The 26,670-nt window shown below is 68.8% G+C and carries 19 protein-coding genes; 9 read left to right on the top strand and 10 right to left on the bottom strand.

The genetic code is table 11. From position 1 onward, the window contains the following. Positions 1 to 85 precede the first annotated feature (85 nt). A complete protein-coding gene (locus V3W47_RS03775) occupies positions 86 to 3,142 on the bottom strand; it encodes a glycosyl hydrolase (RefSeq protein ID WP_331823835.1) in 3,057 nt (1,018 codons plus the stop codon). Between the two features lie 518 nt (positions 3,143 to 3,660). On the opposite strand from V3W47_RS03775, the gene V3W47_RS03770 reads away from it, so the two are divergent. Continuing rightward, a complete protein-coding gene (locus V3W47_RS03770; protein ID WP_331823834.1) occupies positions 3,661 to 4,680 on the top strand; it encodes a LacI family DNA-binding transcriptional regulator in 1,020 nt (339 codons plus the stop codon). A gap of 49 nt (positions 4,681 to 4,729) precedes the next feature. Here the strand turns inward: V3W47_RS03770 and V3W47_RS03765 are convergent, their stop codons facing one another. From V3W47_RS03765 to V3W47_RS03740, 6 genes are all read right to left on the bottom strand, one after another. Further along, the gene (locus tag V3W47_RS03765; RefSeq protein ID WP_331823833.1) at positions 4,730 to 6,637 is read right to left on the bottom strand and encodes a glycoside hydrolase family 2 protein; all 1,908 of its coding nucleotides are present in this window, start codon (positions 6,635 to 6,637) and stop codon (positions 4,730 to 4,732) included. Between the two features lie 46 nt (positions 6,638 to 6,683). Continuing rightward, positions 6,684 to 7,766, bottom strand: a complete 1,083-nt coding sequence (locus V3W47_RS03760) for a LacI family DNA-binding transcriptional regulator (RefSeq protein ID WP_331823832.1) — start codon at positions 7,764 to 7,766, stop codon at positions 6,684 to 6,686. Between the two features lie 153 nt (positions 7,767 to 7,919). Continuing rightward, positions 7,920 to 8,795: a carbohydrate ABC transporter permease gene (locus V3W47_RS03755; RefSeq protein WP_331823831.1), complete on the bottom strand. Its 876-nt coding sequence runs from the start codon at positions 8,793 to 8,795 to the stop codon at positions 7,920 to 7,922. After that, a complete protein-coding gene (locus V3W47_RS03750) occupies positions 8,792 to 9,700 on the bottom strand; it encodes a carbohydrate ABC transporter permease (RefSeq protein WP_331823830.1) in 909 nt (302 codons plus the stop codon). The genes V3W47_RS03755 and V3W47_RS03750 overlap by 4 nt, the downstream gene beginning before the upstream one ends. Positions 9,701 to 9,935: 235 nt before the next feature. Next, positions 9,936 to 11,243 carry a type 2 periplasmic-binding domain-containing protein gene (locus V3W47_RS03745; protein WP_331823829.1) on the bottom strand — a complete coding sequence of 436 codons (1,308 nt, stop codon included), beginning with the start codon at positions 11,241 to 11,243 and terminating at the stop codon, positions 9,936 to 9,938. Between the two features lie 209 nt (positions 11,244 to 11,452). Continuing rightward, entirely contained in the window at positions 11,453 to 12,988 is a 1,536-nt protein-coding gene (locus V3W47_RS03740; protein ID WP_331823828.1) for an alpha-N-arabinofuranosidase, read from the bottom strand. 248 nt (positions 12,989 to 13,236) lie between these two features. Here V3W47_RS03740 and V3W47_RS03735 point away from each other — a divergent pair, with 248 nt between their 5' ends. From V3W47_RS03735 to V3W47_RS03710, 6 genes are read left to right on the top strand one after another with little or no spacing between them, the layout of a single operon-like run. Next, positions 13,237 to 14,883, top strand: a complete 1,647-nt coding sequence (locus V3W47_RS03735) for a ribulokinase (protein WP_331823827.1) — start codon at positions 13,237 to 13,239, stop codon at positions 14,881 to 14,883. Continuing rightward, positions 14,883 to 15,554: an L-ribulose-5-phosphate 4-epimerase gene (locus V3W47_RS03730; protein ID WP_331823826.1), complete on the top strand. Its 672-nt coding sequence runs from the start codon at positions 14,883 to 14,885 to the stop codon at positions 15,552 to 15,554. The genes V3W47_RS03735 and V3W47_RS03730 overlap by 1 nt, the downstream gene beginning before the upstream one ends. Beyond that, entirely contained in the window at positions 15,551 to 17,098 is a 1,548-nt protein-coding gene (gene araA, locus V3W47_RS03725) for an L-arabinose isomerase (protein ID WP_331823825.1), read from the top strand. Before V3W47_RS03730 ends, araA begins: the two co-directional genes overlap by 4 nt. Next, positions 17,095 to 18,120 (top strand): arabinan endo-1,5-alpha-L-arabinosidase, encoded by a 1,026-nt coding sequence (locus V3W47_RS03720; protein ID WP_331823824.1) that lies wholly within the window; start codon positions 17,095 to 17,097, stop codon positions 18,118 to 18,120. Before araA ends, V3W47_RS03720 begins: the two co-directional genes overlap by 4 nt. Further along, complete coding sequence (locus V3W47_RS03715) at positions 18,117 to 19,145, top strand: zinc-dependent alcohol dehydrogenase (protein WP_331823823.1); 1,029 nt, start codon at positions 18,117 to 18,119, stop codon at positions 19,143 to 19,145. Before V3W47_RS03720 ends, V3W47_RS03715 begins: the two co-directional genes overlap by 4 nt. Before the next feature lie 17 nt (positions 19,146 to 19,162). After that, complete coding sequence (locus tag V3W47_RS03710) at positions 19,163 to 21,094, top strand: glycoside hydrolase family 127 protein (RefSeq protein WP_331823822.1); 1,932 nt, start codon at positions 19,163 to 19,165, stop codon at positions 21,092 to 21,094. 519 nt (positions 21,095 to 21,613) lie between these two features. Here V3W47_RS03710 and V3W47_RS03705 read toward each other — a convergent pair. Then, positions 21,614 to 22,795: a Gfo/Idh/MocA family protein gene (locus V3W47_RS03705; protein ID WP_331823821.1), complete on the bottom strand. Its 1,182-nt coding sequence runs from the start codon at positions 22,793 to 22,795 to the stop codon at positions 21,614 to 21,616. A 149-nt stretch (positions 22,796 to 22,944) separates the two neighbouring features. Here V3W47_RS03705 and V3W47_RS03700 point away from each other — a divergent pair, with 149 nt between their 5' ends. Continuing rightward, positions 22,945 to 23,691 carry an alpha/beta hydrolase family protein gene (locus V3W47_RS03700; protein ID WP_331823820.1) on the top strand — a complete coding sequence of 249 codons (747 nt, stop codon included), beginning with the start codon at positions 22,945 to 22,947 and terminating at the stop codon, positions 23,689 to 23,691. Between the two features lie 6 nt (positions 23,692 to 23,697). On the opposite strand, the gene V3W47_RS03695 is transcribed toward V3W47_RS03700, so the two are convergent. Both V3W47_RS03695 and V3W47_RS03690 read right to left on the bottom strand, forming a co-directional pair. After that, the gene (locus tag V3W47_RS03695; RefSeq protein ID WP_331823819.1) at positions 23,698 to 24,174 is read right to left on the bottom strand and encodes a hypothetical protein; all 477 of its coding nucleotides are present in this window, start codon (positions 24,172 to 24,174) and stop codon (positions 23,698 to 23,700) included. Between the two features lie 89 nt (positions 24,175 to 24,263). Next, positions 24,264 to 25,127, bottom strand: a complete 864-nt coding sequence (locus V3W47_RS03690; RefSeq protein WP_331823818.1) for an SDR family oxidoreductase — start codon at positions 25,125 to 25,127, stop codon at positions 24,264 to 24,266. A gap of 265 nt (positions 25,128 to 25,392) precedes the next feature. Here V3W47_RS03690 and V3W47_RS03685 point away from each other — a divergent pair, with 265 nt between their 5' ends. Continuing rightward, a complete protein-coding gene (locus tag V3W47_RS03685; RefSeq protein WP_331823817.1) occupies positions 25,393 to 26,538 on the top strand; it encodes an L-dopachrome tautomerase-related protein in 1,146 nt (381 codons plus the stop codon). The last annotated feature ends 132 nt before the right edge of the window (positions 26,539 to 26,670 follow it).

Below are 26,670 nucleotides of genomic sequence, written 5' to 3'. Positions count from 1 at the left end.
GGGACGAACGGCGGGGGCTGGCGGCGGGGTCCACCTCCTGATCTGGACGCGAGGGCTTGGCGACCCGGCAAAACCTCGCGGGCGGTCAGTACGTCACGAACTCCAGTTGGCCGAGGGATACGGCGTCATTCCCCGCGCGGAGGGTGAGCGTCTGTGCGCCCGCGCCCACGCCTGCGAAGTCCACGTTGACGGTCTGCCCGGCGTTGATGGAGAGCGGAATCTCCCGCCCGGCGAAGACCACGGTGATCGAGCGGCTGTTCTGCGTGCTGTTGCTGGTCAGCCGCAGACGCAGGTTGGCCGCGCCCGTGGCGTTGAGGTTCCAGCTTCTGCTCGCGCCATTGGCGATGGCTCCCGCGTTCGTCGTCACGACGCCGGGGATGTTCGCGCTGGCGGCGGGGGGCGGCGGCGTGGTGCCGGAGGTGCTCCAGGCGCTCATGGGTGCCCACGAGGCGTCGGCGCGGAATCCGGCGCTGTTGTCGTTGGGGTCGAGCCAGACCTCGCCGCCCCGGTGGCGAATGTAGCTGTTGGGGAAGTTCTTGGAGGCCAGCGACACGTTGCCGCCGCTGCGGTCGAGGGCCGCCCTCACGCAGAAGGTCGCGTCCTGCCGGAAGAGGTCGGTGGTGTTGTTGGGGTCGATCCGCAGGCGCGACCCCGCGTGACGCAGGTACGAGCCGGGGAAGTTCACCGACTCGAACGAGACGCAGCCCGCGTCGGCGAGGCCGGGGGCGGCCTTCCAACTGGCGTCCTGCTTCAGACCGGCGGCGCTGTTCGCGTCCACGACCTCGGTGGAGGCGAGGCTCCCCGCATGGCGCAGGTAGCGGGTCACGCCCGGCGTCACGGTGCGGAGGGAGTAGAACGAACCCGGCTGAAGGGTCGGGGCGGGCGGCGGGTTGGTGATGACGCCGCCGCTCGACGTGGCGAGCGACCGGGCGGGCACGTTCAGCGTCGCGCCCGTGGAGAAGGTCACGGTGGTCGCCGCGCCCCCAGGGTTGTAGGCCACGTAGGTGCGCGTGCCGTTCTTGTTGAAGGTGGCGGCGGTCGCCGAGTTCGAGGTCACGCCCACGTCCGGGCGGCCCAGCGCGTTGAGGTTGTGAATCCAGTGGTAGGTGAACGCCTTCGACTGGCCCTCCTCCGGCGTGTAGCCCTGGTTCGCGTCGAATTTCTGGATGGCCGCCGCCGGGTCGGAGAGCGCGAGGTAGCCCCACCAGATGTCCTGCCACACGCCGGGTTCGCCGCCGTTCTGGCCCGTCATGTGGGCGTAGTTCGTCCTGATGTAGTCGGGCCGCGAGCCGAGGTGCAGCGAGCCGTGCTGAATCGGCAGGAAGTTGATGCCCTGGATCATCTCGGGTTCGGCGGTGAACCACGTCGAGTATGAGCCGCCGTCGCCCCAGTTCATGCCGACCGCCGGGTGGATGAAGTTGCTCGGGTACACCGCGTTGTCCACGTCGAACCAGTACTGCTCGATGGCGCTGACCTCGGTGGCGTACAGGTAGATGCCCAGGTCGCGCACCTGCGCGTTGTTCGTCAGTGACCCCCACAGGATGAGACCCGTGGCGAAGTTGATCGCCTCGCTGGACGACTCGTTATTGTTGCCCGACGCGAAGCCCGCGTGCCCCGACGCCCACGAGTGGCCCGCGTAGGGGTCGAAGTTCCGCAGCCGTGGGAAGCGCGTGTCGCTCCCAGGGTTGGCGGCGTCCATGATCAGGTCGTTGATCTGCCCGGCCCAGGTGTTCGCCCACGCCGGGTCGTACATGGCGATGGCGGCGGCGGCCTGCACGAAGTAGCCGTAATGGAAGTGGTGGTCGTTGAGTTCGGTGTCCGAGCCGTAGGAGGCCGGGTAGCCGATCAATGTGCCCCACACGTCGTCGTAGGCGAAATAGTTCTCACCCCCCGGCGTGAGCCAGTCTTGCAGCTTGGTCTTCATGTTGCCCAGCAGCGCGCCCTGCGCCCCGGTGTTGCCGAGCTGGGAGGCGATATGCGTCAGTTCCGCCGCCCGCCCGAGGCTCTTGCCCACCCAGTAGGTGTCGGTGCCGGTGATGGCGGGTCTGGCCGCCGCCTCGTTGAGGTAGCCCGCCAGCCGGTTCCGGTCATACGTGCCCCTGTCGGGCAGGGTGGGCAGCACGCCCCCGAAGCGCAGCGAGGTCGAGAAGCTGTTGCCCCGCAGCACCCTCATGCTCCCGCGCGCCGAGGTGTAGGTGTAGCCCGTGTTCACCGCCCCGGAGTTGAGCCACTGGTGGCGGTAGAGCGCCATGAGGGGCCGGGTCTCGCTGCCCTCCATCGGCGTGGTCGTGGCCGTAAACGTCGTGTTCACCGTGCCGTTCTGGACCGAGTAGCTGACCCGCGTGTCGGTCACGAAGGCGAAGGCGTGGCGCGCAAACTCGCTCAGCGTGCCACCGGCATTGTCCGGCAGGGCGGCCACAGACACGTAGTTCTTGCCCGCGAGGCTCGAGATCAGGGTGTTGCCCTCCACCCGCCACGTCGCGCCGCTCGGGGCGAACAGGCCGTAGTGGTGCCCGCGAATGGAGACGCCGACGACGTTGCCCGCGTTCGACCACACGCCCGGTGCCCCGTTGAAAACGATGCGGATGTCGCCGCCCGTCTTGGTCGCGTACACGTAGGGCAGGCCGTGGCCGAAGGTGGTGGTGAGGCTCGCGCCGCCGCCGCTCCAGAACGAGCGCACGGTCCAGTCGGAATAGCCGTCGAGTTTGGCGTCGGGCGAGTTCAGCCCCGCGACGCCCAGGGTGAAGTCCTCGGTGTAGGTATGTTCGTACTTGCGGTTGTCCGGCGTGATGACGTGCGTGGCGGGGTACGCGATGCCCAGGCCGCTGGCCTTCGCCCGCATCGAGAGCGGCTGGGCGTGCATGTTCTCGGAATAGGGGTTGTCCGGGTAGCGCTGGAAGACCAGCGACGACCACCAGTCGTTCGTGGGGACCGGGCCGCGCACGTTGGCCGTCCTCTTCGGGGCGACCGGGGCACCGACATTGTTCGACGGTCCCTGCGCCCCGGCGGGGAGCGCGGTGGCCCTCACGGTGGGCGCTCCGCCCGGCTGGCTGGCCTGCTGCTGTTCCGTTCTGCCGCACGCCGCCGCGCCGAGCGCCAGCAGCGCCATCACGCCGGAGAGCTTCGTTCTGGTGGGTTGCATCGTGGCTCCTTCGTGGACGTGCGGGCGACTGGCCCACACGGAGAGAACGCGCCGGAACGGGGAATGACGCCGGACGGAAGCGCGGCCTCCGAATGTGGTGGTGGACTTCGCCGGACGGCCATCAGGGACTGGGACCGGACAGGGCTTGGACCCTCCGGCACTTCAGGACGGCGAACGGAACGTCACTGGGGCGGTCGTCGTCTCGTGGAGGGCAGAGGTTGGTGACGGCACGACGGGGAGGACAGCCACGGTGGACACACGATGACCTCCGGCGGTGGAGACGCCGCGACGCCGCGCGCCCGACGTGAGGCGCGTCCGGGCCGCGATCCGTCTCCCGCCCTGAACTTGTGGAGCGGGGGCAGCGTAACACTTTTTGAAAACGTGTTCAAGCTATAGACCGAAGTTGCGGCGGTCGTTTAGAAAGGCCAGTTACTTTTCCGGCCCCACGACGCACTCCAGAGTTGAAGACCTCAAACACACCCCTGAAACAGTTTCAGAAGACGTATGATGGGTGGAAGTTGAACGTCATCCCGAAAAGGCGCGTCACCGTCCGTCAGGTCGCCCAGGTGGCGGGGGTTTCTCCGGCCACGGTCTCCCGCATCCTCAACGGCACCGCCGCCGTGGACGCTGAGAAGCGCCGGGCGGTCGAGCAGGCCGTCGCGCTGCTCGGCTACCGGCCCAACGCGGCGGCGCGCAGTCTGGTCACGGGATCGTCGGGCATCGTGGGCGTCCTCACTCCTGACCTCGCCAGCCCCTACTACAGCGACGTGCTGGGCGGCATCGAGGAGGGGCTGGAGGGCAGTCCGTACTCCCCCCTGATCGGCAGCGGCCACTGGAACCGCCGCGACGAGCAGCGGGTGCTGGACGTGCTGCTGCGCCACCAGGCCGAGGGCCTGATCGTGTTCGGCAGCAGCCTGGACGAGGGCGACCTGCGGGCCGTCGCCGGCCACGTGCCGACGGTCGTGCTCGGTCGCCGCGTCCACCTGACCGACCTGGGCGGCGGTGCCATGAGTTTCGACAACGTGGGCGGGGCACGCGCCGCCACCCGGCACCTGACTCAGCACGGCCACCGCGTCATCGGGCACATCATGGGCGACCCCGCGCACGAGGACGCCCACGAACGCCTGCACGGCTACCGCCTCGGCCTGGAGGACGCCGGTCTGCCCTTCGACCCCGCCCTCGTCGTGCAGGGCGACTACCGGGTTCCCTCCGGGGTGCTGGGCATGGGTCGCCTGCTCGACCTGGGCCGCCCGATCACCGCCGTCTTCTGCGCGAACGACCAGACCGCCATCGGGGCGCGCCTCGCGCTGTACCGCCGGGGCCTGCGCGTGCCGGACGATCTCTCGCTCGTGGGCTTCGACGATCAGCCGGGGTCGGCCTACACCACGCCCCCCCTGACCTCGGTGCGTCAGCCCATGCGTGAGGCTGGCCTGGCGATGGCCCGCTTTCTGCTCGCCCGGCTGCGCGGCCAGTCGCCCGACGTGAGCGCCCCCCAGACCGAACTGGTGGTGCGCGAGTCCGTCGCCCGGCGTCGTTGAAGGCGGTCTCGCCCGGTGACTGGGAAATTGTCCCCCCTGTCTTCTGAGGTCAGGGCGCAGTCCCGCCCTCCGCGACCTCCTCCTGCTTCGAGCGGAGTTGGGCGAGGCGGCGCTCGTCGGCGAGGGCGTGGATTTCCTCGAGGACATCGCTCTGCACGGCGCGCGAGAAGCGGGTGGTGATGGCCCGCACCCGCTCGGGATCGAGCTTGGGGGTGCGGTCCTCCCGCAGCAGGCCGTTGGTCTCCTGTTCGGTGTCGGTGAGCTGGGTGTAGCAGAAGCCGGAGATCACGGGGCTGTCGAGCACCGCGCCCACCAGCTCCCCGTACCGTTCCAGCAGCGCGTCCGTGTCCGTCAGGGTGCCGTAGCCCCACCAGCGGTCCAGGTCGCCGGGGGCGTGGCTCAGGCCGCCGAACTCGGTGAGCATCACCGGCTCGTCCCGGCGGTGGTGCCCCGACAGGTAGAAGTTGCGCCGGGACGGCTGCACGGTCTTCAGGGTATGCTCCAGCGCCTCCGCCGAGTGGTACCGCTCGCGCAAGGTCGCCCCGTCCATCGCGTAGTCGTGGACGCCGAGGATGTCGCCCTCCACGAGTTCCCAGCCGTCGTTGCCGATCACGGGCCGGGTGGCGTCCAACGACCGCGTGAGGTGATACAGCCCGCGCACGAAGGCCCGCTGGTCGGGGTCGCCCTCCAGGTTGGGCACGCCCCAGCTCTCGTTGACGGGCACCCAGGTCACGATGCAGGGGTGGTTGTAGTCCCGCTCCAGCACGTCCAGCCACTCGCGGGTGAGGCGGCGCTGCGCCTCCGGGGTGAAGACGTACGCGTTCGCCATCTCGCCCCAGACCAGCAGGCCCAGGCGGTCGCACCAGTACAGGAAACGGGGGTCCTCGACCTTCTGGTGGATGCGGACCCCGTTGAAGCCGAGTTCCTTGACGAGTTCGACCTCGCGGCGCAGGGCGTCGGCGCTCGGCGCGGCGAGGTGCGACTCGGGCCAGTAGTTCTGCGCCAGCACGAGCCGCAGGTAGTACGCGCTGCCGTTGAGCTGAAACCGCCCGTCGCGCACGCCGACGCTGCGGAGTCCCGCGTAGCTGCCCACCTCGTCCACCACGTTGTCCTCGTCGTCGAGGAGGGTGAGGCGGGCGTCGATCAGGTTGGGCCGCCGGGGACTCCACACGAGGTTCTTGCGGTCCCGCCGGAGCCGCGCGGGGTCGAGGTCGATCTCGCGCCGGACCTCCTGACCCTCCAGGGCGTAGGTGTCGTCCGCCAGCCGCTCGCCGCGCAGACTGAGGCGCACCCGCACCCGCAGGGGCCGCGCGGGGGCACGGTTGAGCCGCACGCACAGGCCCAGCCGCCCACGGTCCACGTCCGGGGTCCAGCGCAGGCTCTGGATGAACGTCCCCGGCACGTATTCCAGCCAGACGGGCTGCCAGAGGCCGGTTGTGCGGTGGTACCAGATCGCGTGCGGCTCCTCCTCCCAGTCCTGCTTGCCGCGCGGCTGCGCGAGGTCCGAAGGGTCGTCCTCGGCGCGCACGACGAGGGTCTGCGTCTCGTCCGCGACGAGGACCGCGCTCAGGTCGGCGGTGAAGGGCGTGTGCCCGCCCTCGTGCTCGGCGACGAGGCGGCCATTGACCCACACGCTCGCGCGGTAGTCCACTGCCCCGAAGTGCAGCAGCACCCGGCCTGCGCGGTCCTCGGGCGCGACGCGGACGGTGCGGCGGTACCACACGACCCGGTGGTAGCCCGTGGCGCGCAGGCCGCTCGCCCGGCTCTCGGGTGGGAACGGCACGGTGATTCTCTGGTCGAAAACGTCCTCACGCTCGAACCAGCGCTCCTCCACGCCACGGTCCCCGTCGTCGTGGGCGAATTGCCAGGTGCCGCAGAGGTCCTCCCAACGCTCGCGGGTCAGTTGGGGGCGGGGGTGAAGGGCGGCGGTCTGGGCTTTGGGGTTCGGTGTACTCACACTCACTCCTGGGGATGGGTGAAAACGGTCGTTCCTCGTGCGTTCTCTACGTTCGGGCACTCGGCGGCGCGGTGGTCGCCCGCACGAGGAGCTGTGGCTGGAAGACGTGATGCGACGCGCCCAGCCGCTGCCCCCGGATGCGGCGGATCAGCTCCTCCAGGCTCTTGCGTCCGAGCTGCGCGAAGTTCTGCTGAACCGTGGTGAGCGGCGGCTGGTAGAAGGCGGATTCGGGCGTACCGTCGAACCCGACGACCGAGACATCCTCCGGCACCCGCCGCCCCATCCGGGCGAGGGCCGCCATCACGCCCAGCGCCATCTGGTCGTTCCCGGCGAACACGGCGGTGAACTCCAGTCCGTCCGCCAGCGCCGCCTCCAGGGCCAGGAAGCCGCTCTGCGCGCTCCAGTCCCCGTTCAGCCGGGGCAGCTCGGGCAGGCCGTGGGCGGCCAGGACGTGACGGTACCCCCGGTGGCGCAGGTCCGCGTCGCTCCACTCCACGGGGCCGCCGATGTGCAGAATGCGGCGGTGTCCCAGGAGGGCGAGATGTTCGGTGGCGACGCGCCCCCCCTCGAACTGATCGACGCTGACGCTGGGACCCTCCACCTCCGTGGTGGCGTCAATGAGGATGAAGGGGACCTTCGCGCCGATCACCGGCACGATCTCATGCGCGTCGTACGGGGTCAGCAGCACCAACCCGTCCACCCCGAACTGCTGCAATCGGGCGACGGCCTGCACCATCTCCGCCGCCTCGAAACGGCGCAACGTGGTAAGCAGGCTGTCGTACCCCGAGAGCCGGGCCGACTGCTCGACCTGCTGGACGATCTGGGCCGGGCCGTACTGGTCGGTCGCGGAGGCGACGATCCCGATGAGTTGCGACCGGCGCGTGACCAGCCCCTTGGCGATCAGGCTGGGCCGGTAGCCCAGGTCCTCGATAGCGCCCTGCACCCGCTCGCGGGTCGCCGGGGCCACGCTGGGATGGTCGTTGATCACCCGCGAGACGGTCTGGTAGGACACGCCCGCCCGCTGGGCGACATCGTGAATGGTGGTATTGCGGGCGGCTCCCCTCGACAGGGGGGTTCTCCCGCGCTCCTCCACCTCTGGGCTGGACTTCTGAACTGGGCCTCGCGTCATCCGGCATCCTCCACAACGGGGCAAATCTTCTCACGGGGGGGACGCGCGCCGGGGAGGGTCGTCTGAAGCCCGCTTTCAGGAAAGGGACCCCAAACGGGGCGGGACGGGAGGCCAGCTCGTTCCCCCCGTCCCACCGCAGGCCCGCGCCTCCCGCTAGCCCTTGAGGCCCGCCGTCGCCATCACGCCCTCCGTCACCCGGCGCTGGAAGATCAGGTAGGCGATCATGGTGGGCAGGGCCGCCGTCATCGCCGTCGCCATCGTCTTCGCGTAGGCCACCCCATAGGCCGACTGCACCTGCGTGATGCCGACCGGGATGGTGAGCTTGGGCGGGTCGTTGAGGACGATGAAGGGCCACAGGAAGTTGTTCCACGCCGCGATGAAGGTCACGATGGCGAGCGCCACGGTGATGCTCCAGTTCAGCGGCAGGAAGATGCTGAAGAGCACCCGCCACTCGCCCGCCCCGTCGATGCGCGCGGCGTCGCCGAGTTCGTGGGGAATCTGGTCGAAGAACTGCTTGTAGATCACCACCGCGAGGGGCGCGGCGAGCTGCGGGAGGATCAGCCCGGCGAAGTTGTTCACCAGCCCCAGGTTGTTGATCAGGATGAAGAGCGGAATCAGGCTCGCCTGGAAGGGCAGCATGAAGCCCACCAGCACCAGCCAGTACAGCCACGTTCTCCCCCGGAAGTCGATCTGCGACAGGGCGTAGGCGCACAGCAGCGAGAGCAGCAGCACCAGCACCGTAATCGCCAGCGAGGTCAGGATGGAGTTGAAGTACCAGCGCACCAGGGGGCTGTTCTGGAGGATGTAGGTGTAGCTGCTCAGGTCGATGGTGGTCGGCCAGAAGGTCGGCGGGGTGACGATGGTGTCCGCGTCGGGCTTGATGGACGTGACCGCCGCCCAGTAGACCGGGAAGACCCACAGGGCCGCGAGCAAGGCGGTGAGGGCCGTGACCACCCCGCCCCACAGCCGGGCGAGCCGGACGGAGGGGGAGACGGTACGCGCGCTCCTTGAGGCAGCGGTGACGGTCATGCGCGTTCTCCTCTGTTCAGCACCCGCGACTGAAGCAGCGAGGCGGCGAGGATGACCACCATCAGCACCACGCCGATGGTCGAGGCGTAGCCGCCGTGCTGCTGCTGAAAGCCCTCGCGGTAGGAGTACAGCAGCAGCACGAGCGTCCGGTCGAAGGGGCCGCCCTGGGTGAGCAGGTACACCTGATCGAAAATCTTGAACTGGGCGATCAGTTGCAGCAGCAGCACGAGGCTCGTCACCGGCCAGAGGTTCGGCCAGGTGATCGACCAGAAGAGGCGGGAGCCGGACGCCCCGTCGAGCGCGGCGGCCTCGTAAATCTCGGGCGAGATGTTCTGAAGCCCGGCGATGAACAGCAGGATGTTGAAGCCCACCGTCCACCAGATCGTCACGAGGGCGACGGCGGGCATCGCCCATACGGGGTCCTGAAACCACGCGACGGCGCTCCCAGTCAGGGTGTTCACGATGCCGAAGTTCGAGTCGAGCATCCAGTTCCAGATGTTCGTCACCACGCTGACGGGCAGCACGTACGGCAGGAAGAAGCACGCGAGCACCAGCCCCTTGAGCCGCTTCAAGCGCGTCACCAGCAGGGCGAGCACCAGCCCGACGACGGTGTTCGGAATGACCGTCAACAGGATGAAGTACAGCGTGCCCCGCAGCGCCGTCCAGAAGGTCGGCTCCTGGAAGAGCCGCACGTAGTTGCCCAGCCCGATATACCCGCCCTGCCCGGTGAGGTCGGCGTCGGTGAGGCTGAGTTGCAGCACCCGCAGGGTGGGGAAGATCAGGAACACGAGGTAGATCAGGAGGAAGGGCGTGACCATCAACAGGGCGGTGAGGCCGCGTCGGCGCAGTTGTCCCCGCTTCTCCTGGCTGACGAGGGTGGCCGGTTTGGAAGCGGTGTCGAGCATGGAGTCTCTGGTCTCCTTTCCCGGATGGGGCGGCTCAAAGAGCGTGTCCGGAGGGGGTCCTCACGGGCGGTGAGGTGCGCCGGGAAGTCGTTGGCGTTCCCCCCACCCGGCTTCCCTCGCAAGGGAGGAGGAGCAACACACCCAGGTTCCGCGTCCGGATGAGGAACCCCGCCCGACTGTTCAAACACGCTCAAAGGGGGAGGGGAAGCCCCGCCTTCCGCCTCCCCCCATCCCCTTACTTGTTGAGGTTTTGCAGGGCGGTCTTGAACTTGCTCAGGCCCTGGTCCACCGTGAGCTGGCCGAGCAGCACAGGCGTGAAGTTGTTGCCCACCGCGTCGTAGATCGGACCGCCCACGCCGAAGATCGGCAGGGTGGGTTCCAGGGTCGCGTTCCGCGCCGACGCGGCGCTGTACTGCACGTTGGGCTGGAGGGCCTTGTAGCCCGCGCTGTTCTGGGTGGGCACGTACGACGGGATGTGCCCCCCGCCCGCCCAGCCCACGCCGCCCTGCTTGTTGACGTAGGCGGCGAAGGTGAGCACGGCCTTCAGTTTCTCGGGGCTGATCTGGTTCTTGGCGTTCGCCGGGATCGCCAGCATGTGCGAGTCGGCCCAGGTCTTGCCGTTCGCGTAGAGCTTCGGGAAGCTCACCACCCCGTAGTCGAACTTCAGCGTCCCCTTCGCCTTCGCGTCCACCATCGTCGGCACTTCCCAGTTACCGTTCATCATGATGGCGGTGCGCCCCGCCGTGAACAGCGCCACGTTGGCCGGGTACTGGGTGTTCTTGGGGATCAGGCCCTCCTTCGCCCAGTCCGTCATGACCTGGAGGGCGACCTTGCCCTTCGTGTCGAGGTCCGTCAGGTCGAGCTTGCCGTTCCGGACCAGCGTGCCGCCCTGTTGCAGGAACAGGGTGTACCACAGCCGCCAGACGTTGGCGGGGTCCTGGTTGGTGCTCAGGCCCAGGGGCGTCACGCCGGTCTTGGCCTTGATCTGGCGCAGCACGTTCGTCATGCCCGCGATGGTGTTGGCACCCGTGATCTGGCCGTTCGCGCCCAGCACGCCCGCCTTCTTCAGCAGGTCCCTGTTGACGTACAGGACGACCGTGTGGGTGTCGAGCGGCAGGGCGTACCAGCTCGCCTGCCCGGCCTGCGCCCTGGCGTCGCCCACCATCGTGTTCACGAGGTTGGTCTGGAAGTCGGCGGGCCTCAGCCCCGCCCCGGTCAGCTCCGCCGGGGAGATCACGCGCAGGTCCTTCTTCTGCAATCCGGCGGGCAGCGCCGACAGGTGGTAGGTCATCACGTCGGGCGTCTGGCCCGAGACGACGGCGGTGTGGACCTTCGTGTAGAAGGGGTTGCCCCACGTCTGGGTCGTCCGCTGCACCACGATGTCCTTCTGGGACGCGTTGAACTCGTCCACGATCTGCTTCATGCGGATGCCGTCGCCGCCGCCGAAGAAGTCCCAGAAGACGATCCGCGTCTGTGCCTGCGCGCTGACGGAGAGGGCGGCGGACACCGAGAGGCCGAGCACGAACAGCTTGGTCGGGCGCATACATTCCTCCAGAGGGGAAGTGGAACGGGCGGGGATGGGGGCGGCGGACAGGGAGGAGCCTTCGAACGCGGAAAAGCCGTGAACGAGAGAACCGGATGCCTGAAGCCGAACCGAGAGGGGCCGCTGAGACGGATTGAGTTGTGGTGATGTGAACGATCACATCTTAAGCAGGGCTTGAACTTCCTGTCAAGCGGTTTGAGGAAGTTCCCTCAACTGAGAGTGTGCTGGGTCAGCAGGGCCGTGAAGGAGAGGGGGGGCAGTTCCAGGGTGACGGCGCGTCCCTCCAGGCGGGGCGGCGTGAACTCGTGGGGCACCACGTTCTCCGGCTGCTCGAAGGAGTTGGCGGCGAAGGGGTCCTCCCCGTGCATCTGCCACGCGCGGGTGACGCTCTGCGGGGCCTCGTCCTCCCAGCAGAGCTGCGTGACGAGGGGCTGGGTCTGCGAGCGGTTGACGAGGAAGACGGCCCCCTGCCCGGTGGCCGGGTCGAAGCTGGCGGAGGCGTCGAGCTGGGGGACGGGGCCGTGGCGGTTGGTCTCCCTGAGCGGGGCCTTCACGAGGGCGTCGAGGGCGTACCCGCTCGCGTGGTTGCTGAAGAGGGTCAGCGGGTAGAAGATCGTCTGCTTGAACATTCCGTCCTTGTTCGTCATCAGGGGCGCGATCACGTTCACGATCTGGGCGATGCAGGCGATCTTCACGATGTCGGCCTTGCGGAGGAAGGTGTTGAGCCACGTCGCCACCACGAGGGCGTCTTCCAGGTTGTACTCCTCCTCCAGAATGTGCGGGGCCTCGCTCCACTCGCCGTCGCCGCCTTTGGCGCGGTACCAGACGTTCCACTCGTCCCAGCAGAGGTGAACGTCCTTTTTCGAGCGTTTCTTCGCCTTCGCCACGCGGATGGCGGCGGCGAGGGTGTCGGCGTGCTCCTCGAAATGGACGCTGCTCGCCAGGTAGGAGTCGGTGTCGACCGGCAGCCGCTCGGTGTTGGAGACGCTCGGGTAGGGGTTGGCCGCGTAGTGGTGCATCGAGAAGTAGTCGATGTGGTCGTAGGCGTGGCCCAGCACGGTCAGGTCCCAGTCGGGATAGCCGGGCATGGCGGTGGCCGACGAGCCGCAGGCGATGGTCTTGATCGTGGGGTCCATCCAGCGCATCAGCTTGGCGGCCTGGACGGCCTTTTCGGCGTACGTCGCCGCGTCCATCTGGCCGATCTGCCACGGCCCGTCCATCTCGTTGCCCAGGCACCAGTACTTCACGCCGTACGGCTCGGGGTGGCCGTTCTTCGCGCGCAGGTCGCTGTAGAGCGTGCCGGTGGGCAGGTTCAGGTACTCCACGAGGTCGGCGGCCTCCTGAATGGTGCCCGTCCCGAGGTTCACCGCCCACATCGGCTCCGTATTGATCTCCCGCGCGAAGTCCATGAACTCGTCCGGCCCGAACTGGTTGGTCTCGATGGAGCGCCACGCCAGCGCGCGGCGACGTGGACGGTCCTCCTTCGGGCCGATGCCGTCCGTCCAGCGGTAGCCGGAGACGAAGTTGCCGCCCGGATAACGCATGATACGGTAGTTCGTCTCCCGCAGCGCCGCCACCACGTCCTGCCGGATGCCCTTCTCGTCGGCGAGCGGTGAGCCGGGGTCGTAGATGCCCTCGTAGATGCAGCGGCCCATGTGCTCGGCGAATCCACCGAAGATCAGGGGCGAAATCTCGGAGATGACGCGCTGGGTATTGAGGGAGACGGTCGCGTGAGTCTGATCCACGGCAGGGGCGTCCTTTCGGGAGCGATAGGGCGGAAACCCCGCCCCACACGTGCTGGAAGCGGAACTCCTCGCCCGGGGCGAGCGTTGACAGGCTGACCCCCCCAGCATACGATGTGATCGTTCACAGTCAAGCCCAGGTCCCATTCATCCCTCGGCCCCAGTCCTCCCGACGTTGACGTGAGGGACTGGAAGGCCGGACACCCCGGAGGTTCCCTTGTCGTCTTCACCGCCCTTTTTCGGAGGTTCGTATGGCTGAGCGTTACGCGGTCGGGGTGGACTTCGGCAGCGAGTCGGGCCGCGCCGTGGTCGTCCGCGTGTCCGACGGTGCCGTGATGGGGGAGGGCGTGACCCCCTACGCCCACGTCGTGATGGACCACGCCCTGCCGACGGGGGAGCGGTTGGGCAAGGAGTGGGCGCTGCAACACCCGCAGGACTACCTGGACGTGTTCCAGCAGGCCGTTCCCGCCGCGCTGGGGGCGTCCGGCGTCTCCCCCGACGACGTGGTGGGCATTGGCATCGACTTCACCGCCTGCACGCCGATGCCCACGCTGGCGGACGGGACGCCGCTGTGCTTCCTGCCCGAATACGAGCGCCGCCCGCACGCCTGGGTCAAGCTCTGGAAGCATCACGCCGCACAACCGCAGGCGGACCGGATCAACGCGCTAGCGGGACAACGCGGCGAGTTCTGGCTCCCCCGCTACGGCGGCAAGCAGTCCTCGGAGTGGTTCTTCGCCAAAGCCTTGCAGATTCTGGAGGAGGACCCCGAGGTCTACGCGGCGAGCGAACGCTTCATCGAGGCCGCCGACTGGGTGGTGTGGCAACTGACGGGCGTGGAGACGCGCAACGCCTGCACGGCGGGGTACAAGGCGATTCATCAGGATGGGCGTTTCCCGAGTTCCGACTACTTCGCGGCGCTCCATCCAGACTTTGCCGACGTGGTGCAGACGCGGTTGAAGGAAGACCTCGCGCCCCTCGGAGGCAAGGCCGGGGAACTCACCCCGCAGGCCGCCGCGTGGACGGGCCTCAAGCCAGGCACCGCCGTCGCCGTCGCCAACGTGGACGCGCACGTGACGCTGCCCGCCGCCGGGGTGACGGAACCGGGACGACTGGTGGCGATCATGGGCACCTCGACCTGCCACGTCCTCCTCGGGGACAAATTGCGCGAGGTGCCGGGCATGTGCGGCGTGGTGCCGGATGGCGTCGTGCCGGGGCTGTACGGGTACGAGGCGGGGCAGAGCGGGGTGGGGGACATCTTCGCGTGGTTCGTGAAGAACGGCGTCCCCCCGGAGTACCACGAGCAGGCGAGGCGGGAAGGCCTAGACCTGCACGCCCTGCTCGAACGTGAGGCTGCCACGCAGAAACCCGGCGCACACGGCCTCGTCGCCCTCGACTGGATCAACGGCAACCGCAGCGTGCTCGTGGATGCGAACCTCAGTGGCATGATCCTGGGCCTCACGCTGGGCACCCGCGCGCCGGACATCTACCGGGCGCTGATCGAGGCGACGGCGTACGGGACGCGGGTGATCGTCGAGAACTTCGAGCAGAGCGGCGTACCGGTGAACGAAATCGTGATTTCTGGTGGGTTGAAGCGCAACCGGATGCTGATGCAGATTTACGCCGACGTGACGGGCCGCCCGCTGAGCGTCCTCGACGTGGAGCAGGGTCCGGCGGTGGGGAGCGCGATGCACGCGGCGGTGGCGGCGGGCGAGTACCCCGACATCTTCGCCGCCGCCAAGTGCATGGGGAAGGTGCGGCGGGACGCCTTCGTGCCGGACGCGAGGAGTCAGCGCACCTACGACAGGCTCTACGCCGAATACACCGGGTTGCACGACTACTTCGGGCGCGGGGCGAACGAGGTCATGCACCGGCTGAAGGCGATGAGGAGGGCGGACTGATGTACGAGGACTTGAGAACAGACCTCACCCGGCTGCACCTGGAACTCCCTAAAAACGGTCTCGTGACCTGGACGAGCGGCAACATCAGCGCCCGCGCCGGGGAGCATATGGTTATCAAGCCCAGCGGCGTCACCTTCGAGGCCCTGAACCCGGAGAGCATGGTCGTCACCGACCTGGAGGCGAACGTGGTGGAGGGGAACTTCAGCCCCTCGTCCGACACCGCCACGCACGCCTACATCTACCGCCACATGCCCGACGTGGGCGGCATCGTCCACACCCACAGCCCTTACGCGACCGCGTGGGCCGCCAACGCCCGCGAGATTCCCTGTGTCCTGACCGCGATGGCCGACGAGTTCGGCGGGCCGATTCCCTGCGGCGGCTTCGCCCTGATCGGCGGGGAGGAGATCGGGGCGGAGGTCGTGCGGGTGCTGCGCGGTCACCGCTCGCCCGCGATCATCCTGCAAAACCACGGGGTCTTCACGGTCGGCAAGACGCCGGGGGCCGCCCTCAAGGCCGCCGTGATGTGCGAGGACGTGGCGCGGACGGTGTTCCTCGCCTTCCAGCTCGGAGACGTGCAGCCCATCGCTCAGGAACACATCGACAAACTCTACGACCGCTACACGAACGTTTACGGGCAGAGGACCGCCGCCCCCGTGAAAGGAACCCCATGACGACCCTGATCGGCACCGCCCCACGAGTTGTCCGCCCCGTCCACCTCGCCCCGGCGGAGGTGTGGTTCGTCTGCGGCTCCCAGCACCTTTACGGCTCGGAGGCCCTCGAACAGGTCGCCGACCACGCCCGCGTCGTCGGGGGAGCGCTGAACCAGAGCACGAGCATTCCCCTCGAAGTCGTCACGAAGGGCGTCCTCACCACCCCCGAGGAGATTCGCCGCCTGTGCCGCGAGGCCGACAGCGACCCCCAGTGCGCGGGGCTGATCCTCTGGATGCACACCTTCTCGCCGTCGAAGATGTGGACTCTGGGACTGAGCACCCTGAAAAAGCCCTTCGCGCACCTGCACACCCAGTTTGACCGGGAACTGCCGTGGGCCACCCTGGACATGGACTACATGAACCTCAACCAGTCGGCGCACGGCGACCGGGAGGCGGGCTTCCTCCACACCCGGCTGCGGCTAGAACGCAAGGTCGTGGTGGGCCACTGGTCGGACCCCGAAGTTCACGAACGGCTGGGGGCGTGGGCGCGGGCCGCGTGGGCGTGGCACGACCTCCAGGGAGCGCGGTTCGCCCGCTTCGGCGACAACATGCGCGACGTGGCCGTCACCGAGGGCGACAAGGTGAGCGCGGAGGTGCGCTTCGGCTTCTCGGTGAACGCCTACCCGGTGGGCGACCTCGCCGAGCGGGTGAACGCGGCGAGCGAGGGGGACGTGGACGCCCTGATCCAGACCTATCTTCAGGAGTACGAGGTCGCCCCCGAGTTGCGGCCCGGCGGTGAGCGTCACGCCTCCCTGCGGGACGGGGCACGCATCGAACTCGGCCTGCGCTCCCTTCTGGAGGAGGGCGGCTTCAAGGGCTTCACCGACAACTTTCAGGACCTACACGGCCTCAAGCAGCTTCCCGGCCTCGCCACCCAGCGGCTGATGGCGGACGGGTACGGCTTCGGCGGGGAGGGCGACTGGAAGACGGCGGCCCTCGTGCGCGCGATGAAGGTGATGGCGCAGGGGCTGGAGGGCGGCACCTCCTTCATGGAGGACTACACGTACCACCTCGAACCCGGCAACCATCAGGTCCTGGGCGCGCACATGCTGGAGGTCTGCCCAAGTATCGCCGTAGACAAGCCCCGGCTGGAAGTCCACCCCCTCGGTATCGGCGGCAAGGAGGATCCGGTGCGGCTGGTGTTCGACTCTCAGCGGGGGCGGGCGATCAACGTCTCCCTCATCGACCTGGGCAACCGTTTCCGTTTCATCGTGAACGAGGTGGAGGCGGTAGACCACCCGGAGTTGCCGAACCTGCCCGTCGCCCGCGCAGTGTGGGAGTGCGAGCCGGACTTCAAGACGGCGTGCGCGGCGTGGATTCACGCGGGTGGGGCGCACCACACGGGCTACAGCTACGCCGTCACGACCGAGATGATCGAGGACTTCGCGGCGATTGCTGGAGTGGAGCTGGCGGTGATCGACCCGGAAACGCGGCTGCGGGAGTTCCGGGAAGGGCTGCGCCTGAACGACCTGTATTACGTTCTGGCGCAGGGCCTGCGGGCGTGAGGGAGAGCCGGAAGGGGAGACGGGCCGCGCCCCTCTTCCTGCTCACGCTGGGTTCTCTCGCGCTGGGAGGGGGCGGGCGGCCCACCCAGCCCGTCTTGGCGGGCGACCTGCAAATCCACGACCCCACGCTGCTGAGGGTTGGAACTACCTACATCGCCCTCGGCACCGGCTACGAGAACGTGGACGGCGGAACGCTCAGGATCAAGACTTCCCCGGATGGCATCTCTTGGACGGACGCCGGAACGCTGGGGGAGACGCAACCGGCGTGGGTGGAGAAGCAGCTCGGGACGACTCCGCCGAACCTCTGGGCACCGCACCTCTTCGCTCGCGGCGGGACGACCTACCTCTACTACTCCGCCTCCCTCTTCGGCAAGAACACGAGCGCCATCGGACTCATGACCAACAGGAACCTCGACCCCAGGAATCCGGGCAAGGGTTGGACGGATCAGGGCGTGGTCGTCACCAGCCGGGAGGGGGACAACTTCAACGCCATCGATGCGGCGCGGATCGACACGCCGGACGGGCGGGCGTGGCTGGCCTTCGGGTCCTTCTGGGACGGCATCAAGATGCGGGAACTCGACCCCGTGAGCGGCAAGTTGAAGGTGGAGAATGGGCAGCTCCACAGCCTCGCCTCACGCGGCGGCGGGGCTGTCGAAGCGCCGTCCATCCTGCGGCACGGCGGTCACTACTACCTCTTCGTCTCGTTCGACCGCTGTTGCGCGGGGCTGGAGAGCACCTACCGCATCATGGTCGGGCGCTCGAAGAATGTGACCGGGCCATACGTCGATAGGGAGGGCGTGCCGATGCTGCGAGGCGGCGGCAGTCAGCTTCAGGCCACCTGGGGCCGCTTCATCGGGCCGGGCGGGCAGGAGGCGTTGCAAGGCGGCGGGCGCGGCCTGCTCGTCTACCACTACTACGACGGGGACCTGGGGGGCACGCCCCAACTCCAGACCGCGACCCTGCGCTGGGGGGCCGATGGCTGGCCCACCCTCGACCCCCTGCCTCAAGGAGGACCGCCATGAGCCATCCCGCCGCCGTGTTGACCGGCCCCGGCCAGTTCGCCCTGACCCAGCGTGACCTTCCCACCCCCGGACCCGGCGAGGTGGTGGTCGAAATCCGCACCGTCGGCGTGTGCGGCTCCGACATCCACATGTTCGCGGACGGACGCATCGGGAACATCGAGATCGCCGAACCCCTCGTGCTCGGCCACGAGTTCATGGGCGTGGTGGTGCAGGCACCGGGGGGGACGCTGGACGGCGACGACCGGCCCCTGGGGGTGGGGGACCGGGTGGCCGTCGAGCCGCACGTCGCCTGCGGGCACTGCCGGGAGTGCCGGGAGGGGAATCCCAACCTCTGCACCCACCACACCTTCATGGGCGTGTTCCCGCGCGACGGGGCCTTGCAGAAGTACCTCACCGCGCCCGCCCACAACTGCTTCGTCCTGCCGGACAGCGTGACGGACAACGGCGGCGCGATGCTCGAACCGCTGGGGGTAGCCCTCCACGCGTTGCGGCTGGGACATGTGAACGTCGGGGACCGGGCCGCCGTCGTCGGGGCGGGACCCATCGGGCTGCTGCTCGTCCAGCTCCTCAAGCTCGCGGGCGTGACGGCCCTGCACGTCATCGAGCCGCTGGCCTGGCGGCGGGAGTTCGCCACCCGCAGCGGCGCGACCTCCGTCTCCCCGGCTTTCGACCCCGCCGAGGACTCGCGCTACAACGTGGTGTTCGAGGCGGGGTGGGCGGACGATTCGGTGCAGACCTCGGCGCTGCTGGCCCGGCCCGGCGCGAAGGTCGTCCTCGTCGGGATTCCCGGCGACGACCGCTGCACGGTGCAGCACTCGCTGGCCCGGCGCAAGGGCCTCTCCTTGATCTTCTCGCGGCGCATGGCGCACACCTACCCGGAGGCCATCGCCCTCGTCGAGCGCGGGATGGTAGACGTGGACGGGCTGGTGAGCGACGTGTTCCCGCTCGAACAGGTGCAGCGCGCCTTCGAGCGCCACGCGGGCTACGAGGACGGCGTGATCAAGGTGATGGTGCGGGTGGGCTGAAGCGAGGGAAATCCGTCATGACCGACCCCGTGAACAACCCCGCGCGCTTCACGCCGCTGCCGCTTCGGGACGTGATCCTCGACGACGCGTTCTGGAAGCCCCGGCTGGAGACCAACCGGACCGTCACCCTGCCCTTCCTGTACGGGCAACTGGAGCGGGTGGGGACCATCGATGCCCTCGACCTGCGACCGCGCCCCCTGCGCGTCCCCCGTCACCCCGGCAGCGCCGTCACGCCGCAGATGTGGTGGGATTCGGACCTCGCCAAGTGGATCGAGACCGCCGCCGCCTGCCTCGCCACCCACTCCGACCCGGCGCTGGAAGCGCAGGTGGACGCCCTGATCGAGCGGATGGTGGCGGCGCAGCAGCCCGGCGGGTACTTCAACACCTTCTTCACGGCCCTGGAGCCGGAGAACCGCCTCACCAACGAGCGCGACTGGCACGAGCTGTACAACGCCGGGCACCTGATCGAAGCGGCGGTGGCCCACGCCGAGGCGACCGGCAAGACCGCCTTTCTCGACATGATGGAGCGGTACACCCGCTTCCTGATGGGCGTGTACGGCGAGGGTCCCGGCCAGAGGCGCGGCTACCCCGGCCACGAGGAGATCGAGCTGGCGCTGGTGAAACTGTATCGCCTCACGGGCAAGCGCGAATATCTGGACTTCGCCCGGTATTTCGTGGACGAGCGCGGGCGGCAGCCGCACTTCTTCGACGAGGAGGCGCGGGCGCGGGGGGAGACGCCCGACCCCGCCCTCCTTTCCCACGGCGACGCGCTCCCCTACGAGTACATGCAGGCTCACCGACCCGTGCGCGAGCAGGACAAGGTGGTGGGCCACGCCGTCCGCGCCATGTACCTCTACAGCGCGATGGCCGACCTCGCCGCCGAGTTGGGGGACGACTCCCTGCGCCATGCCTGCGAGCGGTTGTGGGAGGACCTCACCACCCGGCGTCTGTACGTCACGGGCGGCCTCGGCCCCTCCGCGCACAACGAGGGCATGACCACCGACTACGACCTCCCCAACGACACGGCCTACGCCGAGACGTGCGCCGCCGTGGGGCTGGTGTTCTGGGCACAGCGGATGCTGAACCTGACGGGCGAGGGCCGGTACGCCGACGTGATGGAACGTGCGCTGTACAACAACGTGCTCGGCGGCGTGGCGCGGGATGGGCGGCACTTCTTCTACGACAACCCGCTGGAGAGTCGCGGGGACAAGCACCGCTGGGAGTGGCACGCCTGCCCCTGCTGCCCGCCGAATGTCTCCCGCCTGCTCGCCTCGCTGGGGCATTACTTCTATGGGCAGAACGAAGGGGGAATCGCCGTTCACCTGTACGCGGAGGGCACCGCCCGGTTCGAGGTGGGCGGCCAGCCCGTCACCCTCCACCAGCACACCGCCTACCCCTGGGACGGAAGGGTTGAGCTGAGCTTCGACCTCGAACGCCCCGCACCCTTCACCCTGTCCCTGCGGCTGCCGGGGTGGTGCCGTGATCCGCAGCTCTCGGTGAATGGCGAGGCGGTGGACCTGTCGGGCGTCCGCGACGGCTACGTCCATCTCACCCGCGAGTGGGACGCGCGCGACCGGGTGGCCCTCCACCTGCCCATGCCTGTGGAGCGGGTGTATGCCCACCCAGACGTTCGGCAGGACGCGGGATTGGTGGCCCTGCAACGCGGTCCCGTCGTGTACTGCGTGGAGGGAACCGACGCGGGCGTTTCCCCCCACCGACTCGTCCTGCCGCGCGACGCGGCCCTGAGCGCCACCTTCGAGCCGGAGTTGCTCGGCGGCATCAGCATCATTCGTGGCGAGGCGCGGGTCGAGGAGTCCGGCGACTGGACGGGAACGCTGTACCGGACCGCTCCCCCTCGTCAGGCCACCGCCCCGCTGTGCGCCGTGCCCTACGCGCTGTGGGACCAGCGTGAACCTGGGGACATGCGCGTGTGGCTGCGCGGGGAGTGACGACCGCGACGTGCTGTCGGAGTGAGATGCCCGAGCGCCCTGAGTGTGAGCGCGTCCAAACCGTCCAGAACAGGAAAGCCAACGACGGCTCCCAACCGTCTTTGTGGAAGGGCGGTGGTCGCCGTCTCCATGAGGACGACAGGACCGTCGGGCACCGTGAAGCGACACAGAGACGACCCGAGCGCGGATTCCTGAATGCCGTAATGCCGTCCACGAGCGGATGAGGCTGAGGGGCACGAGACCTCGATCCCCGAGGTGCGGCGCGTCCCCCAGACCGCCAGCACCTCGCAGGCCAGGCTCCCCGGCGTGGTCCTCAACACAAGGTCAGGCGCGGGCAGCCGGGCTACGACTCCAGCTCCCGGCGGCAGGGCGAGGTGGTCTGACGATTTGTCCGGGTGGAGAAGAGTCCGGGTCCGTGGGAGAGGCGGGGCGGGGCATCACGCGACGCTCCGCCCGGTCCGCCGGTGGGAACAGGTCTGTAGGAACCAGCGGGAACGGCTCAGCCCGAACGAAGTCTCCTCACTCCTGGCGCGTTGTCGCCATCTGACCCTGCCCGCCCGTCCACACCGCGTCCGTCCACTTCTCCCCGCCCCGGCTGCTCTCCACCACGCGCTCGATGAAGTGCACGCCCCGCGCGCCGTCCTCCACGGTGGGGTAATCGGGCGTGTGGCCCTGGCCCTCCAGCCCCGCGCGGATGTGGGCGGCGGCCCCGAGGTAGACGTTGGCGAAGGCCTCCAGAAAGCCCTCGGGGTGCCCGGCGGGAAGGCGGGTTGCTCTCTGCGCCTCCTCGCTCAGGCCGGGGCCGCCGCGCGTGAGGACCTGACGTGGACCGCCCAGCGTGTCGTAGGTGAGGTGGTTGGGGTCCTCCTGCCGCCACAGCAGGCTGCCGCGTGTGCCGTGGACGCGCAGCCGCAGGTCGTTCTCGGCCCCGATTTCCACCTGCGAGACGGTGAGGAGGCCCCTCGCCCCGCCCCGGAAGCGCAGCAGCACGGAGGCGTCGTCGTCCAGCCGCCGCCCCGGCACGAAGGCGGTGAGGTCGGCGCACACGGCCTCCAGCTCCAGCCCGGTGACGGTGGAGATCAGGTTCTCGGCGTGCGAGCCGATGTCGCCGATGGCCCCGCCGAGGCCGCTGCGGGCGGGGTCGGTGCGCCAGCCCGCCTGCTTGTTCGTGGCCTCGTCCTGCTCCTCGGCGAGCCAGCCCTGGTGGTACTCGACCGTCACCTTGCGAAGCTCCCCGAGTTGCCCCGAGCGGACCATCTGGCGGGCCTGGCGCACCATCGGGTAGCCCGTGTAGTTGTACGTGACGGCGAAGACCACCCCTGTCTCGGCGACCACCCGCATCAGGTCCGCCGCCTGCTCGCTGCTCGTCACGAGCGGCTTGTCGCTGATGACGTGGATGCCCGCCGCCGCGAAGGCCCGCGCGACCGGGTAATGCATATGGTTGGGCGTGACGACCGACACGAAGTCGATGCGGTCCTCCCGCGATAGCTCACGCTCCAGCATCTCCTCCCAACTGCCGTAGGTGCGGTCCTCGGGGAGACCCAGCGCCCGGCCCGACGCCCTCGCCTTTTCCGGCGTGCTCGACAGCGCCCCCGCCACGAGGTCGATCTGCCCGTCCAGCGCGGCGGCGTGGCGGTGGACGGCCCCGATGAAGGCCCCCGCGCCGCCCCCCACCATGCCCATGCGGAGACGGCGGCTCATTGGGTCCACCCGGCGAGGAGGAGGTGACTCCGGCAGTCGTTAAGGTTCATGTCCCCATTGGACCCCGCCCCGCGCGCCGTTGCAATGCCCGGTCCCCTTTAGAACGGGCGCTACGGAAGGTGGAGGCCGTCCACCCTACCCTCGGCCCCATGTCGCCCACCAGTCTTCAGGAAACTCAAGTGCCCGGCGGGACGCGTACCCGGCTCGAACTGCGCGTCGGGGGAGCGTCCGTGCCCGCCATCCTCCAGCTTCCAACCACGCGCCCGGAGAGACGAGCGCCCGCCGCCCTCCTCCTGCACGGCTATTCCTCGCGCGGGGAGGTGATGGCGGATTCGGTCGGTGGTGCTCTGCTGCGGCGCGGGATAGCCTCGCTCGCCCCCGATCTGCCGCTGCACGGGACGCGCGGCAATCCGCTGGAACTCCAGTCGCTCCGAAATCCGCTGGAGGTCGCCCGGTTGTGGCGGCTCGCCCTGCGCGAGGGGGAGGAGGGCGTGGGCTTCCTGCGCTCCCACCCGGCCCTGCACCCGGCGCGGGTGGCGGTCGTCGGATACTCGCTCGGCTCGTTCCTCGCGGTGCGGCTGGCGGCGGTGCGGCGCGAGGTGGGCGCGGTGGTCCTCGTGGCGGGCGGCGACCTGCCGCTGGGCACGCCGTTGACAACGGTCGCCCGCGCCATCGTGGACCCCCCGCGCTCCGTCCGCTCGCTTGCCGGACGCCCGCTGCTGATGGTGAACGGTCGCCAGGACCCGGTGATCCGCCCCGATCAGGCCGAACGCCTCTTCGCCGCCGCGAGCGAGCCGAAGGAACTGCGCTGGTGGAACGGCGGGCACGCGGTTCCCCTGTCCATGATGGAAGAGGCGGCGGACTGGCTGGCGGCGCGGCTGGGCGGCGAGGAGTAGAGATTCCTATGGGGTTTTGATGCCAGGCCCGCTTCGCTCCTTCTGCTTCACAGCTCTGTGAGTCAAGGGGGAGGAGCTAAATACCGCGCCGCCCAAACTGTCAACTTCCCTCCGACTCCCCTGCGACCGCATCAACGCCGCGCCGAGCGCGATGAGGAGCGCCCCACCCGCGAGGTTGAGGGGGGCCGTCTCCGAGCCGGGAGGCACCCGACGCTCGCGCACGAGGGGGACGAGGTGCCCGGCGAACGCGCCGAAGGTCGGCCCGGCACCCACGAGGACCCACAGCAGCCCACGCGAGCGCGGCGGCAAGCGTCGGCTCAGCGGCAGGACGGCGAGCACGGCGGAGAACAGCACCCGCAGGGGCCGCTCCCCCGGCGAACCCACGAAGCTCTGGACCTGATGGGCACCGATGGCAATCAGCGCGAGCGTCAGCCAGTACGGGTCGGCGGGGGAGGCGTGGGCGTGGTCGGGGGTTTTGTGCATGGCAGACCTCGGGGGAGGGGAGACGTGGCTGGGAGCAGGGAGAAGGGCGGCGCATTCCATCTCGCCGCCCCCATCTTGAACTGAAACCCTCAGCCGTTCACGATCTCGCCGCCGTTGGGGTGGAGGAACTGGCCGCTCAGGTAGCTCGAATCGTCCGACGCGAGGAAGACGAAGCAGGTTGCCACCTCGGCGGGCTGGCCGGGGCGCCCCATGGGTACGTCGGCCCCGAAGGTCTCCACCTTGTCCGGCGGGAAGGTGGAGGGGATCAGCGGCGTCCAGATCGGGCCGGGGGCCACGCCGTTGACGCGGATGCCCTTCTCGATGAGCTGCATGGACAGCGAGCGCGTGAAGGCGACGATGGCCCCCTTCGTGGAGGAGTAGTCGAGGAGCTGCGGGCTGCCCTTGTAGTCCGTGACGGAGGACGTGTTGATGATCGTCGCGCCCTCCCCCAGGTGAGGCAGGGCCGCCTGCGCCATGTAGAAGTAGCCGAAGATGTTCGTGCGGAAGGTCTTCTCCAGTTGCTCGGGGCTGATGTCGGTCAGGCTCGGCTGCGGGTGCTGTTCGGCGGCGTTGTTCACCACGATGTCGAGCCGACCGAAGGCGTCCACCGTCTGCTGGACCGCCTCCTGGCAAAACTGCGGGTCGCCCACGTCGCCCGCGATGGTCAGACACCTTTGCCCGGCGTCCTCCACGAGCTTCTTGGTCTTCTGGGCGTCCTCGGTCTCGTCGAGGTACACGATGGCAACGTCCGCCCCCTCCCGCGCGAAGTGGACGGCCACCGCGCGCCCGATGCCGCTGTCGCCCCCGGTGATGACGGCGACCTTGCCGCGCAGCTTCCCGGCGGCCAGGTAATCCGGCTTGATGTACACCGGCGGCGGCGTCATCTCGGCCTCGATGCCGGGGCGCGTGTCCTGCTCCTGGGGCGGCAACGTCTTCGTCTGGTCCTCGCTCATGGGCGCATTTGGCGGGCTGGCGAGGACAGCGAACCCATCCTGCCTCACCCTCTGGGGGTTGCCTCAACGGAGGCTGAACTCAGCGTAGAGGGTCCTCAGCCCAGCCGTCAGCTTTCTCAAGCCGGGTTCATCGTCGGGCGAGAAGGTCGTCCAGCGCCACCTTTACATCCTCATCATTATGGCCTTCTTCACATGGTCCGCAAATTCCGCTGCGGTCAGTTTGCTTTCTTACTGGTGAATTGACTCACCGAGCCACGGAGGCCGCATGAACCGACTCATCCCCCTCGCCGCGTTGGCGCTGGGTTCCGCCCTCGCCCAAGTCCTGCCGCAAGTGCCGCTGCGACAGGGACCGCCCCTCGAACTCGTCCACGCCTTCCAGGGGCACATGCCGGTCGGTGTGGCGGTGAACAGCAAGGGCCGCATCTTCGTGTCCTTCCCGCGCTGGGAGGACCCGGTGCCGTACTCCCTCGCGGAGATTCGCGGTGGGCGCGAGGTCCCCTACCCGAACGCGGCGATCAACACCACGCCCATTCCCTACGACGACAACCGCTTCGTCGGCGTGCAGGGCATCACCGTGGACGCGAAGGACCGGCTGTGGGTGCTCGACACGGGCACCTTCAACCTCGGGCCGATCCTCAGCCAGAACGCGCCCAAGCTCGTCGGCATCGACACGACCACGAATCAGATCGTCAAGACCATCCGCTTCCCGGCGAGCGTGGTGCTCAAGACCACCTACCTCAACGACCTGCGGGTGGACCTGCGCCACGGCGGAGACGGGGTGGCCTACATCACCGACTCGGGCGCGGAGAGCGGTGCGGGCCTCATCGTGGTGGACCTCGCCTCGGGCCGGAGCTGGCGCAAGCTGACGGCGGACGTGACCGTGAAGCCCGTGCCCGGCTTCGTCTCCTTCGCGGACGGGCGGGCGCTGCTGGAACGTCCGCAGGGCGGCCCGGCCCGGTCGCTGGGGTTCGCCGCCGACTCCATCGCCCTCAGCCCGAACGGGGACTTCCTGTACTACGCGCCGACCGCCTCCCGCCGCCTCTACGCCGTGCCCACCGCCGCCCTGCGCGACGAGAACCTCAGCGACGCCGAGGTGAAGGCCCAGGTGCGCGACCTCGGCGAGAAGGGCGTCTCCGACGGGTTCGGTGAGGACACCGCCGGGCACATCTACACCACCAACCACGAGCAGAACGCGATCTACCGCCGCCTGCCGGAAGGTGACTTCGAGACGGTCGTGCGCGACCCGCGCCTGATCTGGCCCGACACGCTTTCCCTTCAGGGCGGCTACCTCTACATCCTCAACAACCAGCTCAACCGCCAGGCCCGCTACCACTACGGGGTAGACCAGCGCGTGAAGCCCTACAGCCTGCTGCGGGTGAGGGTGGACGCGCAGCCGGTTCTGCTCAGGTAGAAGGGCTGCCAGAACAAGAAACGCCGTGTTTTTTACTCCTCCCCCCTTGTGGGGGAGGTTGGGAGGGGGGAGGCAAGCGCCAGCTCGCCCTGCGCTCTCCACTCCAGATCAACTCCCACTCCTACGCCGTCC

Origin of the sequence: Deinococcus sp. YIM 134068, assembly GCF_036543075.1 — a bacterium.
GTDB classification, from domain to species: Bacteria; Deinococcota; Deinococci; order Deinococcales; family Deinococcaceae; genus Deinococcus; species Deinococcus lichenicola.
Note: the sequence above shows the minus strand (reverse complement) of the source record. Positions and strands in the feature narration are given on the sequence as shown.

Bases quoted from the DNA above. Each gene is read 5' to 3' on its own strand.
- V3W47_RS03710 (WP_331823822.1), top strand. From the start codon at position 19,163: ATGACCGACCCCGTGAACAACCCCGCGCGCTTCACGCCGCTGCCGCTT.
- V3W47_RS03695 (WP_331823819.1), bottom strand. From the start codon at position 24,174: ATGCACAAAACCCCCGACCACGCCCACGCCTCCCCCGCCGACCCGTAC.
- araA (WP_331823825.1), top strand. From the start codon at position 15,551: ATGACGACCCTGATCGGCACCGCCCCACGAGTTGTCCGCCCCGTCCAC.
- V3W47_RS03690 (WP_331823818.1), bottom strand. From the start codon at position 25,127: ATGAGCGAGGACCAGACGAAGACGTTGCCGCCCCAGGAGCAGGACACG.
- V3W47_RS03735 (WP_331823827.1), top strand. From the start codon at position 13,237: ATGGCTGAGCGTTACGCGGTCGGGGTGGACTTCGGCAGCGAGTCGGGC.
- V3W47_RS03750 (WP_331823830.1), bottom strand. From the start codon at position 9,700: ATGCTCGACACCGCTTCCAAACCGGCCACCCTCGTCAGCCAGGAGAAG.
- V3W47_RS03730 (WP_331823826.1), top strand. From the start codon at position 14,883: ATGTACGAGGACTTGAGAACAGACCTCACCCGGCTGCACCTGGAACTC.
- V3W47_RS03685 (WP_331823817.1), top strand. From the start codon at position 25,393: ATGAACCGACTCATCCCCCTCGCCGCGTTGGCGCTGGGTTCCGCCCTC.
- V3W47_RS03715 (WP_331823823.1), top strand. From the start codon at position 18,117: ATGAGCCATCCCGCCGCCGTGTTGACCGGCCCCGGCCAGTTCGCCCTG.
- V3W47_RS03700 (WP_331823820.1), top strand. From the start codon at position 22,945: ATGTCGCCCACCAGTCTTCAGGAAACTCAAGTGCCCGGCGGGACGCGT.
- V3W47_RS03705 (WP_331823821.1), bottom strand. From the start codon at position 22,795: ATGAGCCGCCGTCTCCGCATGGGCATGGTGGGGGGCGGCGCGGGGGCC.
- V3W47_RS03760 (WP_331823832.1), bottom strand. From the start codon at position 7,766: ATGACGCGAGGCCCAGTTCAGAAGTCCAGCCCAGAGGTGGAGGAGCGC.
- V3W47_RS03755 (WP_331823831.1), bottom strand. From the start codon at position 8,795: ATGACCGTCACCGCTGCCTCAAGGAGCGCGCGTACCGTCTCCCCCTCC.
- V3W47_RS03775 (WP_331823835.1), bottom strand. From the start codon at position 3,142: ATGCAACCCACCAGAACGAAGCTCTCCGGCGTGATGGCGCTGCTGGCG.
- V3W47_RS03745 (WP_331823829.1), bottom strand. From the start codon at position 11,243: ATGCGCCCGACCAAGCTGTTCGTGCTCGGCCTCTCGGTGTCCGCCGCC.